General features: G+C 60.4%; 10 protein-coding genes. 4 read left to right on the top strand and 6 right to left on the bottom strand.

What is annotated here, in order from left to right:
* Positions 1-68: 68 nt before the first annotated feature.
* Positions 69-2,297: a siderophore enterobactin receptor FepA gene (fepA, locus tag ABLV78_RS18640; protein WP_047049378.1), complete on the bottom strand. Its 2,229-nt coding sequence runs from the start codon at positions 2,295-2,297 to the stop codon at positions 69-71.
* A gap of 284 nt (positions 2,298-2,581) precedes the next feature.
* Between fepA and fes the strand changes: the two genes are divergently transcribed.
* The 3 genes from fes to entF are packed head-to-tail and all read left to right on the top strand — an operon-like array spanning position 2,582 to position 7,901.
* Positions 2,582-3,802: an enterochelin esterase gene (fes, locus tag ABLV78_RS18635; RefSeq protein ID WP_047049376.1), complete on the top strand. Its 1,221-nt coding sequence runs from the start codon at positions 2,582-2,584 to the stop codon at positions 3,800-3,802.
* 3 nt (positions 3,803-3,805) lie between these two features.
* Positions 3,806-4,009 carry an MbtH family protein gene (locus ABLV78_RS18630; protein WP_045392859.1) on the top strand — a complete coding sequence of 68 codons (204 nt, stop codon included), beginning with the start codon at positions 3,806-3,808 and terminating at the stop codon, positions 4,007-4,009.
* 10 nt (positions 4,010-4,019) lie between these two features.
* On the top strand, positions 4,020-7,901 hold the full coding sequence (gene entF / locus ABLV78_RS18625; protein ID WP_348865304.1) for an enterobactin non-ribosomal peptide synthetase EntF: 3,882 nt from the start codon (positions 4,020-4,022) through the stop codon (positions 7,899-7,901).
* 78 nt (positions 7,902-7,979) lie between these two features.
* On the opposite strand, the gene fepC is transcribed toward entF, so the two are convergent.
* From fepC to fepD, 3 genes are read right to left on the bottom strand one after another with little or no spacing between them, the layout of a single operon-like run.
* Positions 7,980-8,774, bottom strand: a complete 795-nt coding sequence (gene fepC, locus ABLV78_RS18620) for an iron-enterobactin ABC transporter ATP-binding protein (RefSeq protein WP_047049372.1) — start codon at positions 8,772-8,774, stop codon at positions 7,980-7,982.
* A complete protein-coding gene (fepG, locus tag ABLV78_RS18615) occupies positions 8,771-9,763 on the bottom strand; it encodes an iron-enterobactin ABC transporter permease (protein WP_047049371.1) in 993 nt (330 codons plus the stop codon). Before fepG ends, fepC begins: the two co-directional genes overlap by 4 nt.
* On the bottom strand, positions 9,760-10,767 hold the full coding sequence (gene fepD, locus ABLV78_RS18610) for a Fe(3+)-siderophore ABC transporter permease (RefSeq protein WP_047049369.1): 1,008 nt from the start codon (positions 10,765-10,767) through the stop codon (positions 9,760-9,762). The genes fepG and fepD overlap by 4 nt, the downstream gene beginning before the upstream one ends.
* A gap of 112 nt (positions 10,768-10,879) precedes the next feature.
* On the opposite strand from fepD, the gene entS reads away from it, so the two are divergent.
* Complete coding sequence (gene entS / locus ABLV78_RS18605; RefSeq protein ID WP_047049366.1) at positions 10,880-12,121, top strand: enterobactin transporter EntS; 1,242 nt, start codon at positions 10,880-10,882, stop codon at positions 12,119-12,121.
* 58 nt (positions 12,122-12,179) lie between these two features.
* Here entS and ABLV78_RS18600 read toward each other — a convergent pair whose 3' ends face one another.
* Positions 12,180-14,312 (bottom strand): glycoside hydrolase family 18 protein, encoded by a 2,133-nt coding sequence (locus tag ABLV78_RS18600; RefSeq protein ID WP_047049363.1) that lies wholly within the window; start codon positions 14,310-14,312, stop codon positions 12,180-12,182.
* A 227-nt stretch (positions 14,313-14,539) separates the two neighbouring features.
* Complete coding sequence (gene fepB, locus ABLV78_RS18595; RefSeq protein ID WP_047049361.1) at positions 14,540-15,499, bottom strand: Fe2+-enterobactin ABC transporter substrate-binding protein; 960 nt, start codon at positions 15,497-15,499, stop codon at positions 14,540-14,542.
* Between the last annotated feature and the right edge of the window lie 90 nt (positions 15,500-15,589).

Raw genomic sequence — 15,589 nt, 5'->3', positions numbered from 1 at the left:
AGATTTACCCTCTTCCTAACCCCCACCCGAAGGGGCGAGGGGAGCGTCCGTGCTCTTTGAGGGGGGCATCAGAAGTGGGTGTTGACGCTCATATACCAGGTACGGCCGGATTCGTTATAGGTTTCAGCGCCAGCGCCGTACATACTCCCTTTGTCGCCGCCGGTGGTTTGGGCGTTCCCCGCGCGCCAGTGGCGCTTGTCGAAGACGTTATCCACGCCGCCGGTCAGGCTGACGTTTTTGGTCACGTCCCAGGTCGCGCTCAGGCCGAGAATGCTATACGGGCTGACCTCGTTCTTCTCGCTGCCGGTGACTGGCTGGCCTTTGTAGTTGTACTTCTTCGGTTCCTGCTTGCCGTACCAGGTGAAGGTCGATTGCACAGAAACGTCCTGATAAACCTGCCAGCTCAGCGTCGAGTTCAGCGTGTATTCCGGAATAATCGACAGGCGATCGCCGGTCTCTTTGTTCTTACTCTGCAGCATGTAGGTGATGTTGTTGGTCCAGTTCACCGTCTCGCTGACCGGCACGTTCAACGTGCCTTCCAGCCCTTCAACTACCGCTTTCGGCACGTTTTCCCATTTGTACAGATCGGTGCCTTTGCCGTTGGTATAGACCGGAGCATAGCCTGCTTCAATCTTGTTGCGGTAGTCGTTACGGAACCAGGTGACGCCCGCCAGCCAGCCGTCGCGTTTGAACTCGAGGCCAATCTCTTTGTTGATGCTGGTCTCGGCTTTTAAGTCGTCATTCCCTTGCAGATAGCAGCCTTCTTTACTGGCGTAGCAGCCCTGACCTTTACTGTAGAGAATATAGTTGGGGTTGGTCTGATACAGGCTCGGCGCTTTATAGGCGCGGGCGATACCCATTTTCAGGGTAAAGTCGTCGCCCAGACCCTGCGACAGGTTCAACGACGGGCTCCAGTTATTACCGACAATACTGTGGTGATCGAAACGCAGCGCCGGCGTCAGCATGGTGGTATCGGTCACTTCCATGTTGTTCTCGGCGAACAGGGAGAAGATTTCCGCTTTCGAATACGGGCTGCGGCCGGTGCTGTCGTAGCCCGGAATTTCGCCGCCAGACAGAGCCTGAGTATTGGAGGCGTTGTCCTTCATGCGCTGCTGGTTCCATTCGGTACCCAGCGTCAGGTTCTGGTTAACCCACAGGTCGAACGGAATATTGACTTCGCTGTGCAGCATCACGTCCGACAGGTCGATATCGGTAAACTGGTTGCTGCTGAAGATCCCCTCGGTGCCGCCCGCCAGACCTTCGCCTTTACGCGAGTTGCGGGTGTGTTCGTACTGCGCCCAGTTGCTGGTGGTCACGCCGTTATCCCAGCCGCCGTTCCAGGTCACGGAGTAAGTATTGCGATAGAGACGGTTGGTCTCTTTACCGTAGTTCTCTTTCACCAGATCGTTGCTGTTGGTGTTTTGCGTATCACCGGCATACAGGTTGCCCTGGCGGCTATAGCCGGCTTCAAACTCCAGCGACTGCATCGGCGCGAAGTCCCAGCGCACCACGCCGTTGATGTTTTTATTTTCGACGCCTTCACGCCCGGCGGGCAGGGTATCGGCGTAAATGCCGGTGCGTTCAGACTGATGGCCCTGGTTGATATCCCAGGCATCAGCCTGGGTTTTATCGAGGTTGCCGTACATGCGGAAGCTGAAATCGCCGCCCAGCGGGCCGCTGAGGCTAAAGTCGGTACGCTTGGTCGCGCCTTCGTCTTTATGCTCCGGCATGTTCATGTAGGCGTTCCACGAACCATGCCACTGGTTGTCGAATTTTTTAGTAATGATGTTGACCACGCCGCCTGCCGCGCCGTTGCCGTAGCGCGCTGCCGCCGGGCCGCGGATAACGTCAATACGTTCGATCATTTCCGGCGGTACCCAGCTGGTATCGCCGCGGGTGTCGCGCTCGCCGCGCCAGCCGAGACGAATGGAGTTACGGCTGGTCACGGGCTTACCGTCAATCAGGATTAAGGTGTTTTCCGGGCCCATACCGCGAATATCAATCTGGCGATTGTTGCCGCGCTGGCCGCTGGTGGAGTTGCCGGTCAGGTTGACGCCCGGCATGGTACGGATGATTTCAGAGACGTCGCGCGCCGGCGGACGTTTGCGAATTTCATCGGCGGTAATGGTCGAAACGCCCGGCGCCTGCAGGTTTTGCACCTCGGCGGTGACGACCATCGTTTCTTCACCGGCGGCTTGTTTACTGTCGGTGGTTTCTTCTGCCGCGCACAGCGGGAATGCCACCCCGTAGATACCCAGATTGACCATTAAGGCCAGGGACTTAATCCTGTTATTCATTGTAAGTCAGTTCCGCTTTTCTTTGCCGCTTTCCCCAGAAGCCCCTTCCCACCGGGAGGGGAGACGGCATAAATGTAGCCAGTAGAAGGTGAACGCTTTCCGTAGCCCACCGAGCCAAACGCTCAGAAAAGACCCTCTCTGACCTTGATTTAATGTAATGAGAAGACGCGCTACCCATAGGCGCGTTAATACGCTATTGCAAATGCAAATAGTTATCAATAATATTATCAATAAATATTACCTTTGTTGATAAAAATCACGGTAAACATAGGGTTACTGACGGAATGCAAATAACGGGAAGTGATGACTGGTGGCGGGGGATCGCCGGCCCGCAGACTGAGGCGCTGGGCGACGCATATCGGGTGACCTTCTGGTGGCGCGATCCGGCAGGCAGCGAAACCACGTCGCCGATTCGGCGGGTGTGGATTTACATTACCGGCGTCACCGATCATCACCACAACGCGGCGCCGCAAACCCTGCAGCGCATCCCCGGTACCGATGCCTGGCGCTGGCAAACCACGCTCCCCGCCAGCTGGCGCGGCAGCTACTGTTTTATTCCCTCCGAACGCGACGACGATTTTTCCCCGCAGCTTTTTAACGGTGAAGCGCCGGACCGCGCGCTGCTGCGCGAAGGCTGGCGCAAACTGCTGCCACGGGCGATTGCCGATCCCCGCAATCCGCAAAGCTGGAAGGGGGGACGCGGCCACGCGGTCTCGGCGCTGGAACTGCCGCAGGCGCCGGAACAGCCGGGTTGGCATTATCGCGCGCCGGTTTCGCCTGCGCCGCGCTGTATTGAATGGCGCAGCCAGCGATTAGGTAACCAGCGACGAGTGTGGATTTACACCACCGGCAGTGGGACGGAACGCCCGCTGGCGGTCCTGCTTGACGGCCAGTTCTGGGCCGAAAGCATGCCGATTTTTGCGCCGTTGGCGGGACTGACGCGGGAAGGCCGCCTACCGCCGGCGGTCTATGTGCTGATCGACGTTATCGACAATCAACACCGCAGCGTCGAGCTGCCCTGCAACCGTGATTTCTGGCTGGCGGTACAGGAAGAACTGCTGCCGCAGGTGCACGCCGTGGCGCCATTCAGCGATCGCGCCGACCGGACGGTGGTGGCGGGGCAGAGCTTTGGCGGTCTGGCGGCGATGTATGCCGCGCTCCACTGGCCGCAGCGTTTTGGCTGCGTCCTGAGCCAGTCGGGGTCGTACTGGTGGCCGCAGCGCGGCAGTAGCCAGCCGGGGGTGATACTTGAACAACTGCAGCGCGGCGAACTTCGGCCGCAGGGGCTGCGTATCTGGCTGGAAGCCGGCGTGCGCGAACCGATTATTTTTCGCGCCAACCAGGCGCTTTTCGCGCAGCTGCGGCAGACCACGCCGTCCATTTTCTGGCGCCAGGTTGACGGCGGGCATGACGCGCTATGCTGGCGCGGCGGGCTGACGTCCGGGCTTATCCAGCTGTGGCAGTCTTTGCGCCGCGGGCAACAACACGCGCTTAACGAGGAGTGAGAGATGCAATTCAGCAACCCCTTCGATAATCCCCAAGGGCAGTTTTACATTCTGCGCAACGCACAGGGGCAATTTAGCCTGTGGCCGCATCACTGCGCGCTGCCGACAGGCTGGACGGTGGAGTGTCCGCCGCAGTCATTAGAGGCCTGTAACGCCTGGCTTGCCGCCAACTGGTCAACCCTTATTCCAGCGCACTACGCCTCCTGAGGAGCTTTCGATGAGTACACGTTTACCGCTGGTTGCGGCGCAGCCGGGGATTTGGATGGCTGAACGCCTCTCTACGCTACCCGGCGCCTGGAGCGTTGCCCACTATGTTGAACTGCGCGGCAATCTCGATCCGGCGCTGTTGAGCAAGGCTATCGTCGCCGGGCTTAAGCAGGCCGATACCCTGAGCATGCGCTTTTGCGAAGATAACGGCGAAGCGTGGCATTGGGTTGATGACGCGCGCGAGTTTGCCGAACCGCAAAACGTCGACCTGCGCCAGCAGGCCGATCCGCACATGGCCGCGCTGGCCCTGATGCAAAGCGATCTCGGGCAGAATCTGCGTGTCGATAGCGGTAATCCGCTGGTCTGCCATCAGCTCATGCGCGTTGGCGACGATTGCTGGTACTGGTATCAGCGCTATCACCATTTGCTGGTTGATGGCTTTAGCTTCCCGGCCATTACCCGCCAGATCGCCACGATTTATCGCGCCTGGCAACGCGGGGAAGAGACGCCGGATTCACCGTTTACCCCGTTCGCCGAGGTGGTGGAAGAGTATCAGCGCTACTACGGCAGCGAGGCGTGGCAGCGCGATAAAGCCTTCTGGCAGGCGCAGCGTCAGGCGTTGCCGTCTCCGGCTTCGCTATCTGACGCGCCGCTGGCCGGGCGGGCGACCAGCAGTGATATCTGGCGCCTGAAACTGGAGGCCGATCCGGCTGTCTTCAGCCAGCTCGCCGCCAGCGCGCCGCAGTGCCAGCGCGCCGATTTGGCGCTGGCGCTGACGACGTTGTGGCTGGGGCGGTTGTGCGGCCGCATGGATTACGCGGCGGGCTTTATCTTTATGCGCCGCATGGGATCGGCGGCGCTGACCGCCACCGGCCCGGTACTCAACGTACTGCCGCTGGCGGTGAATATCGACGCGCAGGAGACGCTGGCGCAGCTGGCGACGCGTCTCTCCGGGCAGCTGAAAAAAATGCGCCGCCATCAGCGCTACGATGCTGAGCAAATTGTCCGCGATAGCGGCAAAGCGGCGGGCGACGAACCGCTGTTCGGTCCGGTGCTGAACATCAAAGTCTTTGATTACCAGTTGGATATCGACGGCGTGCAGGCGCAGACGCATACCCTCGCCACCGGCCCGGTGAATGACCTCGAGCTGGCACTGTTCCCGGACGAACGCGGCGGCCTGTCGCTGGAGATCCTCGCCAACAAAGCACGCTACGATGAGGCGACGCTGAACCGCCACGTATCGCGTCTGACATCGTTACTGGCGCAGTTTGCCGCCAATCCGGCGCTGCGCTGCGGCGAAGCGGAGATGCTGTCGGCGGAAGAAGGCGCGCAGCTGGCATTGATCAACAATACCGCGATGCCGCTGCCGACCACCACCCTCAGCGCGCTGGTGGCGGAACAGGCGCGGAAAACGCCGGATGCCCCGGCGCTGGCGGATGCCAACTGGCGCTTTAGCTACCGCGAAATGCGCCAGCAGGTGGTGGCGCTGGCCAACCTGCTGCGGCAACGCGGCGTGAAGCCGGGGGATAGCGTGGCGGTTGCCTTACCGCGTTCGGTGTTCCTGACGCTGGCGCTGCACGGCATTGTCGAAGCCGGCGCCGCCTGGCTGCCGCTGGACACCGGCTACCCGGATGACCGTCTGCGGATGATGCTGGAAGATGCGCGGCCTTCGCTGCTGATTACCTCTGACGATCAACTGGCCCGTTTTAGCGATATTCCTGGGCTGAGCAGCTTGTGTTATCAGCAGCCGCTGGCCGCTGAAGATGATACGCCGCTGGCGCTGTCAAAACCGGAACATACCGCCTATATCATCTTCACCTCCGGTTCCACCGGGCGGCCGAAAGGGGTGATGGTCGGCCAGACCGCCATCGTGAACCGCCTGCTGTGGATGCAAAATCACTATCCGTTAACCGCCGCCGATGTGGTGGCGCAGAAGACGCCGTGCAGCTTTGATGTCTCGGTATGGGAGTTCTGGTGGCCGTTTATGACCGGCGCGCAGCTGGTGATGGCGGCGCCGGAGGCGCATCGCGATCCGCAGGCGATGCAGCGGTTCTTCGCGCAGTACGGCGTGACCACCACCCACTTTGTTCCGTCGATGCTGGCGGCGTTTGTCGCCTCGCTGGATAGCGATAATGTGTCGTCCTGCCGGACGCTAAAACGCGTTTTCTGCAGCGGCGAAGCGTTGCCGACGGAACTGTGTCGCGAATGGGAACGCTTAACCGGCGCGCCGCTGCATAACCTGTACGGGCCGACGGAAGCGGCGGTGGATGTCAGCTGGTATCCCGCCTGTGGGCCAGAGCTGGCGGCGGTCACCGGCAACAGCGTGCCCATCGGTTGGCCGGTATGGAACACTGGATTACGTATTCTTGATGCCGCCATGCGCCCGGTGCCGCCGGGCGTGGCGGGTGATTTGTACTTAACGGGCATTCAGCTGGCGCAGGGTTATATGGGGCGCCCGGATCTGACCGCCAGCCGCTTTATTGCCGACCCGTTTGCTCCCGGCGAGCGCATGTACCGCACCGGCGATGTGGCGCGCTGGCTGGATAACGGGGCGGTAGAGTATCTTGGCCGCAGCGACGATCAGTTGAAAATTCGCGGCCAGCGCATTGAGCTTGGCGAGATCGACCGGGTGATGGCGGCGCTGCCGGACGTCGCGCAGGCGGTGTGCCACGCCTGCGTCTTCAATCAGGCCGCGGCCACCGGCGGCGATGCCCGTCAGCTCGTCGGTTATCTGGTGAGCGAGTCCGGCCAGCCGTTGGACGTGGCGGCGCTGAAGGCGCGTCTTAGCGAACAGCTGCCGCCGCACATGGTGCCGGTGGTGCTGATCCAACTGGAATCCTTCCCGCTCAGCGCCAACGGTAAGCTGGACCGTAAAGCGCTACCGCTCCCCTCCTTAAGCAGCGAGCGCAGCGGTCGCCCGCCGCAATCGGCTACCGAAATGACCGTTGCCGCGGCGTTCAGCCAACTGCTGGGCTGCGAGGTAAATGATATCGACGCCGATTTCTTCGCCCTCGGCGGCCATTCGCTGCTGGCGATGCGGCTGGCGGCGCAGCTTAGCCGCGAGCTGGCGCGGCAGGTGACGCCGGGGCAGGTGATGGTCGCTTCGACGGTCGGCAAGCTGAGCGCATTGCTGGCTTCCGACCTGAGCGACGAGCAGGCGCAGCGTCTTGGCTTTGATGCGCTGTTGCCGCTGCGCGAGAGCGATGGTCCGACGCTGTTCTGCTTCCATCCGGCTTCCGGTTTTGCCTGGCAGTTCAGCGTGCTGGCGCGTTATCTTAGCCCGCGCTGGTCGATTACCGGAATTCAGTCGCCGCGTCCGACGGGGCCCATGGCCTCCGCCGCCAACCTCGACGAGGTCTGCGAGCATCATCTGCGCACGCTTTTAGCGCAGCAGCCGCATGGGCCTTACTATCTGTTTGGCTATTCGCTCGGCGGAACGCTGGCGCAGGGGATTGCCGCCCGTTTACGCCAGCGCGGCGAAGAGGTGGCGTTCCTTGGCCTGCTCGATACCTGGCCGCCGGAGACGCAAAACTGGGCGGAGAAAGAGGCGAACGGCCTGGATCCCGAGGTGCTGGCGGAAATCGCCCGCGAGCGCGAAGCGTTTCTCGCCGCGCAGCAGGGGCAGGCTTCCGGCGAGCTGTTCAGCGAGATTGAAGGTAACTACGCCGATGCGGTGCGCCTGTTGACGACCGCGCACAGCGCGAAGTTTGACGGTAAGGCAACGCTATTTGTGGCGGAGAAAACGCGCCAGAAAGGGATGGATCCGCAGGTCGCATGGGGGCCGTGGGTTGGCGAGCTGGAGGTGTTCAGCCAGAACTGCGCCCACGTCGAGATTATCTCGCCGCAGGCCTTTGAAGCGATAGGCCCGGTAGTGCGGGAGATTCTGGGGTAACGGTAGAGCTCGGGCTACCCGTTTTTGGTAGCCCGGCTCAGCGCAGCGCAAGCCGGGGATGCGATGGTAAAGAAAAGATTATCGGCGTCCCAGCGGCACCACCAGCGGCGTATGCGCTACCGGATCCTCGATGATCGTGCAGCGCAGGCCATAGATACGCTCAATCAGATCCGCCGTGACGATCTCTTTCGGCGCGCCTTCGGCGACGATCTTACCGTCGCGCAGGGCGATCAGATGGGTGGCGTAACGACAGGCCTGATTGAGATCGTGCAGTACCGCCGCCAGCGTATATCCCTTCTCGCGATTCAGCTCGCTTAACAGCTCCAGCAGGTCGATCTGATGGCTGATATCAAGCCAGGTCGTCGGCTCATCAAGCAGCATAATCGCCGTCTCCTGCGCCAGTACCATTGCAATCCACGCCCGCTGGCGCTGGCCGCCGGAGAGGGTATCCACGCTCTGCAGCGCGAGGTCGACAATACCCGTCGCCCGCATCGCGTTATTTACCGCTGCTTCGTCCTCTTTACGCCAACGGGTAAACATCGGCTGATGCGGATAGCGCCCGCGCGCCACCAGCTCCTGTACGGTGATATCGCCGGGCGTGGTGGCATTCTGCGCCAGCAGGCCGATCCGCTTCGCCACCTCTTTGCTGGCGTAGTGCTGGATCTGCTCGCCATCGAGATAAACGTGTCCGCTGGACGGCGTCATCAGACGGCTAAGGGTACGCAGCAGGGTTGATTTACCACAGCCGTTGGGGCCGATAATCGCCGTAAAATGGCCGTCAGGAATTGTGACGTTCAGCGATTCGGCGATGGTCTTTTTACCGTAGGCCAGGGTCAACTGGTCGCCGCGCAAACGGGAGGTGACAGCGGTCATTTTTTGCGGGACTCCTGAATTAATAACGCGATGAGGTAGATACCGCCAAGGCTGACGGTGACCACCCCGACCGGTAACTGATAAGGCATGAACAGGCGCTGAGCGCAGTAATCGGCCAGCGCCAGCAGCAGCGCGCCGCACAGCGCCGACTGGGTTAATCCCCAGCGCGCGGTGCCGCTTATCCGCCGGGCGATATGCGGCGCGACCAGCGCGACGAAAGAAATAGGCCCGGCCAGCGCGGTGGCGGAAGCGGTCAGCAACACCGCCACCAGCATCAGCAGCAGGCGCGAACGTTCGACTCGAACCCCCAGCGCGCAGGCGGTATCGTCGCCCATCTCCAGCAGCCGCATCCGCCGCGCCAGTAGGGCGCTGCACGCCAACATCAACAGGATAAGCGGCGCCGAAGGCCAGGTTTTGCCCCACGTCAGGCCGTTGAGCGAACCGGCATTCCACAATCCGGCGGAAAGGGCGGTCTCAAGCGACGCGCGCAGCAGCAGCCAGGTATTGAATGCCACCAGCATGGCGCGCACGCCGATGCCGATAATGATCAGGCGGAAGGTTTCTATGCCGTTGCGCCACGCCAGTAGCCACACCACCAGCGAGGTCAGCACGCCGCCGAGCATCGCCGCCAGCGCGATGGCGGTTAGGTTCTGGCCGAACATCACCATTGCTACCAGCACGCCGCTCCAGGCGCCGGTGTTGAAACCCATTACGTCCGGGCTACCCAGCGGATTACGCATCAATGACTGAAAAATGGCGCCGCTGACGCCAAGCCCGGCGCCGATCAGCAGCGCCATCAGCACGCGCGGCAGTCGCCATTCGGTGACCACCATACTGACGCTGCGCGGTGCGTCGCCGAGTAGCGCGGAAACCACCTGTTCAGTGCTGAGCGGCACCAGGCCATTACCCAGACCGAACAGGGACACCAGCAAGCTGGCGGAAATCAGCAGCAGGCAGCAGAAAATCAGGCGGCGGGAGGGAGCTATCACAGCGCACCTCCTCGCGGCTGACGGCGAACCAGCCAGATCAGCACCGGCGCGCCGATAAAGGCGCTGACCACCGAAACGCGCAGTTCACCAGGCACCAACAGGCGGCCAATCACGTCGGCAAACAGCAACAGGGCAGGGGTGGCGAGCAGCGTAACCGGCAATGACCAGCGGTGATCCGCCCCCACCAGCCAGCGCGCCATATGCGGCATCATCAGGCCGATAAAGGCGATAGGGCCGACCAGCGCCGTCGCGCTGCCGCACAGGACGGTGATCGCCAGCAGGCCGATCAATTGGGTACGCGCGACCCGGCTACCGAGCGCGGTGGCGGTGTCGGCGCCGAGGCTCAGGCTGTTCAGCGCCCGGCTAAGAAACAGGGTTACCACGGCGGCAATCAGCACCGGCAGCAGGACGATTTTCAGCGTTTGCAGGGTGCGAATATCCAGCGAGCCGGCCTGCCAGAAGCGCAGCTGGTCATACACGTCCGGGTTGAGCAGGGCGATGCCGTTAGATAAACCTTCCAGTACCGCCGCCAGCGCCACGCCCGCGAGGGTCAGGCGCACCGGGCTAAGCTGGCCGCCGCCCTGGCTGCCGGTAAACGCGACCAGTAGCGACGCGGCGAAGGCGCCGCAGAAGGCCATCAGCAACTGCTCCTGCGGCGATGTTATGCCGAACAGCGCCGCGCCGAGCACGATGGCGAAGCTGGCGCCGGAGTTGACGCCGAGCAGGCCCGGGTCGGCCAACGGGTTACGGGTGAGGGTTTGCATTAGCGCGCCGGCGAGGCCAAGCGCGCAGCCGGCCAGCAATCCGGCCAGCGTACGCGGCAGGCGGGCATCCAGTACGATGGTACAGTCGGCGCTCTGACAACTGCCGGAAAAGGCATCGATAATCACCGAAGGCGGCAACGGTTTGGCGCCGATAAGCAGGCTGAGCGCAATCGCAAGAGCCAAAAGTAACAAGAGACCCGGCACGGCGACGGCGCGCACCGTGGTCGTAGAAAACGACATAGTTCAAATCCCTGATATGATAATGATAGTAATTATCGTTATCGATTTTATTCAGGTATGTTACCATGAGAAACCATAAAAATGGTATGAAAAATAACGACAAGGCCCTTGCATGAATCGACCTTCCCGGCTGCTTGATGTCAGCCTCCTGCGCACCCATCCGGCGTTCCGCGCCGTCTTTATCGCTCGCTTTATCTCGATCCTGTCGCTTGGCCTGCTAGGCGTGGCGATCCCGGTTCAAATCCAGACAATGACCCACTCGACCTGGCAGGTCGGACTGTCGGTAATGCTGACCGGTTGTTCGATGTTCGTTGGGCTGATGGTTGGCGGCGTGCTGGCCGACCGTTATGAGCGTAAACACCTGATCCTGCTGGCGCGTGGCACCTGCGGCGTGGGCTTCGTCGGCCTGTGCCTGAACGCCATGCTGCCGGAACCGTCGCTGGCGGCCATTTACCTGCTGGGGATTTGGGATGGCTTCTTCGCCTCCTTAGGGGTGACCGCGCTGCTGGCGGCGACGCCGGCGTTGGTGGGCCGCGAAAACCTGATGCAAGCCGGGGCGATCACCATGTTGACCGTGCGTCTCGGTTCGGTGATATCGCCGATGATCGGCGGGTTGCTGCTGGCGACCGGCGGCGTGGCCTGGAACTACGGCCTGGCGGCGGCGGGGACGTTCATTACCACCCTGACGCTGCTGCGTCTGCCGCTGCTGCCTCCGCCGCCGCAGCCGCGCGAGCATCCGCTGAAATCTCTGCTGGCGGGGCTTAAATTTCTCTTTAATAGCCCGCTTATTGGCGGTATTGCGCTGCTCGGCGGCCTGTTGACGATGGCCAGCGCGGTGCGGGTGCTTTATCCGGCGCTGGCGGAGGGCTGGCAGATGTCAAATTCGCAGATTGGCCTGTTGTACGCCGCCATTCCGCTTGGCGCGGCGCTGGGGGCGTTAACCAGCGGACAACTGGCGCATACCGCGAAGCCGGGGGCGCTGATGCTGATAACGACGGTAGGGTCGTTTGTGGCGATTGCGCTGTTCAGCGTGATGCCGTTCTGGGCGCTGGGCGCGCTCTGTCTGGCGCTGTTTGGTTGGCTGAGCGCGATAAGCTCGCTGCTACAGTACACGCTTATCCAGACGCAAACGCCGGAGAATATGCTGGGGCGCATTAATGGCCTGTGGACCGCGCAGAACGTGACCGGCGATGCTATTGGCGCGGCGCTGCTGGGGGGGTTAGGGGCGGTAATGACCCCGGTGGCTTCGGCCAGCGCCAGCGGCTGGGCGCTGGTGATTGTGGGAATATTACTGGTTGGCTTATTGCGCGAGCTACGCCGTTTTCAGCGTCCGGAGATGGTCAGCGAAAGTTAAATGCAACAATAGCAAAAAGGCCCCGGATTACTCCGGGGCCTGGCTTCACTTATAACACTTAGTACGCGCCGAGATCTTTCCAGACGTCGAACTGGCCGCAGTTCAGGTCCGGCTGGTTGCCCTGAGACCACCATTTCACCTGGTAGTTATGGCCTTTCCAGCTCACGGTTTCAAAGGTACCCCAGTTGCCGCCATAAACAGTATTGGCATTCCACTGCGGGTAAGGCGCGGCGGCATCGTCAGAAGGAACAACGTCATCATCCTTTGCCGGCACGTCATCGGCATCTTTTTCGTCGTCAGCCGGTTCATCAGCCGGCTCATCGGCTGGCTTGTCATCGCTCTGGCCATTCTGGGAAGCCACGACCACGGAGAGGATAAAGCGCTGCTGGGTTGACGGTTCGCCCCAGGTATCGCGAACGAACAGCGTGAAAGTAAATTCAGTGTCCGCGGTGACTTCCGGTACGTCGAACTCAATGACCGCGGCGGTTTTATCAGCGACATCAATCGCTGCCGGCACGCCCCAGCTGTAGCTCAGCTCGTCGCTATCTTCATCAGATGATTTTTCACCGGACAGGCGAACGCGAGAGCCGCCTACGACCATCATTTCAATCGCCGCTTCCGGCGCATGGTTTACCGTTGGTTCGGTTGGCTCATCTTCTGACTTATCGTCATCCTGTTCATCAGCAGGCACAACGTTGATGCCTTCGAAATAGAACGGGTCCATATCGATAACTTCAGAAGCGATTTCATACCCCAGACCTTCACGGGCGGCGTTAACCAGCACGCCGTTATCATGGTCAATAGTCCAGGTAAACAGACCGCCCAGCCCCAGGCTGGCAGCGTATTCGCCTTTGGCTTTGACGGTGCGCGGGGTATCCAGCGACATGAAGAGTTTGGATTCCGGGTTGTAGAGGAAGTCAGCATCAGCTACCTGGTCGGTGTAGACGTTGAAGCCGTTACGGCCTTTCTGGTTTTCCAGGTCCAGGTAGTTATAAATGACGTCATACCATTCGTTGGTGCCGGATTCAAATGTACCGACAGTGGTACCGTTACCCGGGTTATAGGTGCCTTTCAGCGGCGACAGCGATTCCAGCTCGGCATTGCGGCCGTTACGGGTATAGCCGGCGTAACCGATGTTGATGCGCTCAGCCGGGAAACCTTCCGCCAGCAGGTGTTCAACAATGGTATTAATCGCCCAGTCGCCTTGCTCAATGGCTTTCAGGTTGGTGTGGTGTGTGATGCTTTCCGCCCACGGGGTGCCGAAGAAGTCATAGGTCATGACGTTGATGCCGTACAGACCGGCATTCATCAGCGCTTTGACGTTGGAATAACCAAACGTTTTTACTACCGCGGAGCTGGCAATGGAGATTTTGACATCGCTCAGGCCGGCGGAATCGAGCTGTTTACGCAGTTCGCCAATCAGCAGGGCGTAATTATCGCCATCTTCCGGGCCGTATGGGTTACCGGCGCCTTCGGCGTTCGGGTATTCCCAGTCGATATCCACTTCGCTGAACATCGGGAACTGTTTGAACAGTTTCACCACGCCTTTGGCGAAGGTTTTACGGGCGGAATCCGACGCCGCGGTTTCATGGAAACCGTTGCTCATGGTCCAGCCGCCGATGCTCATTGACAGCACCAGGTTGTGGCCCTGCTGTTTGGCTTTCGCCTGCAGGTCACGCAGACCGCCGAGCAGGCCTTTGGTGTTTGTCTGGGTTACGGTTTTCGGATCAACATCCCAGCCGCTGACGCTGTGGCCAACGTTAACGTAAGACTGGAAATCGCCCCACGGATCAAGGAAGGTCGGTTCATATTTCACTTTGCCGCACTGCTCTGCCCCTTCTGCCACCACATCACGCCACTGACCATCCACTTTATGGAAGCCGGTTACGCCGACGAAGCCAACGATGATTTTATCGTAAGCGGTAGGGGAGACGTTAGTCAGGTCGTAGCCGCGGCCGCGGTTATCTTTCGCATCGCTGCCCTGCAGGCGGCCATCGTACTGAGACCAGTCGGTGTAATAACCGAATACTTTAGGTTTGTTGGTTGCGCTTTTGTATTTGTTATACACCGGTTTGGCGACGCGGTCCGAAGTATAGCTGTAGTTGCTGACTTCCGTTGCCGGGTTAAAACCATCTGCAGCGTTACTGGTTTCGGTCAGGGTATCGCCTTTAATCAATTTGCTTGTCGTCACGGTAATTTCCTTATGAGTTGAATGTCCACCTCAAGTGGTGTGAGGCAGATATTCGAGGAACGCGGCGGCGATGGCTAATCACAAAACAACACCTCAAACGATGATGATTCGCGTGAGGCGCCGATGAGGTATCAAGTGGGGAAGGCAATAAAAAATTCTTTTATAACAAAAGGATGATGTAGTTGATGATGTGAAATGAGATCCCGGCCCCAGGGCCGGGAAGAGAATCAGGCAAAGAGCGCCGATAAACGTTGTAGCACCAGCATGGCGCTGTAGTAGTCAAGACGGAAGGTTTCCGTCCCCAGCGGATAAACGCGCTTTGCAGCAACGGCTGGCAAATGCGCCAGTAGCGGATTGGCGTAAATTGCCCCGGCGTCTTTCTCGTCGCCGGCGAACAGGAACAGGCTTTCGCCGTTAATTCCGGCGGCCAGGTTTTCGCCGCCCAACTGCACGATATCGTGACGCTTACCCTGGCTCTGGCTGGCGTGCAGACCACCCGGCAGCGTCGCCAGCTTAAAGCCTAACTGTTCCAGCATCTGACCCTGCGCTGATTCCGGCGTCCAGATATTGGCGCTATGCGCCGCGGCGGTATAAACCAGCGCGGTGACCGGCTGCGGCGGCAACTTCAGTTTCTCTTTTAACGAAACGAGCTGTTTATTGAACTCGGCAATGCGCGCGTCCGCCTGCTTTTCATGACCGGTAATATGTCCCAATTGGGTTAGAAGCGTCTGCCAGCTTTTATCGTCGTAGTTGATGATAAGGGTCGGCGCGATAGTCGAAAGCTGGTCGTACAGCGCCAGCGCGGAATCGCCGCCGGTGGCGCTAATCAGGATCAGATCCGGCATCTGCGCCGCTACCGCTTCGGCGCTGGGTTCGCCAATATACAGTCGCGCTAGTTTGCGCTTTTTAGCGATATCGCCCCACTGGCGCAGAAAGCCCTGTGCATCGGCCACGCGGTTATTCGGCGTGGTCGCGCCGCTGGCGACCACCGGCGCATCAATAGCCAGCAACGAACCGGTGAGGGTGACGCTGGTTGAGACTATGCGCAGCGGCTGGCTTTCCAGCGTATGGGTACCGCGACTGTCGGTGATCTGACGCGGCCAGTCCGCCGCCAGCGCTGAGGTAATTCCTAAAAGGCACAGCCCGCTGGCGAGTAAAGTACGACGGCAAAAAGTGGCAAAATTCACGAATTCGCATCCTGAGTCAGTTGTAGTAAATACGTCTCATTTTCAACTTTGTGTAACCCGGATGCAAGTTTAAGTCGCATAACCTGCTGT

The organism is Klebsiella sp. CN_Kp075, from assembly GCF_040065055.2.
Classification (GTDB): domain Bacteria; phylum Pseudomonadota; class Gammaproteobacteria; order Enterobacterales; family Enterobacteriaceae; genus Klebsiella; species Klebsiella aerogenes.
Note: the sequence above shows the minus strand (reverse complement) of the source record. Positions and strands in the feature narration are given on the sequence as shown.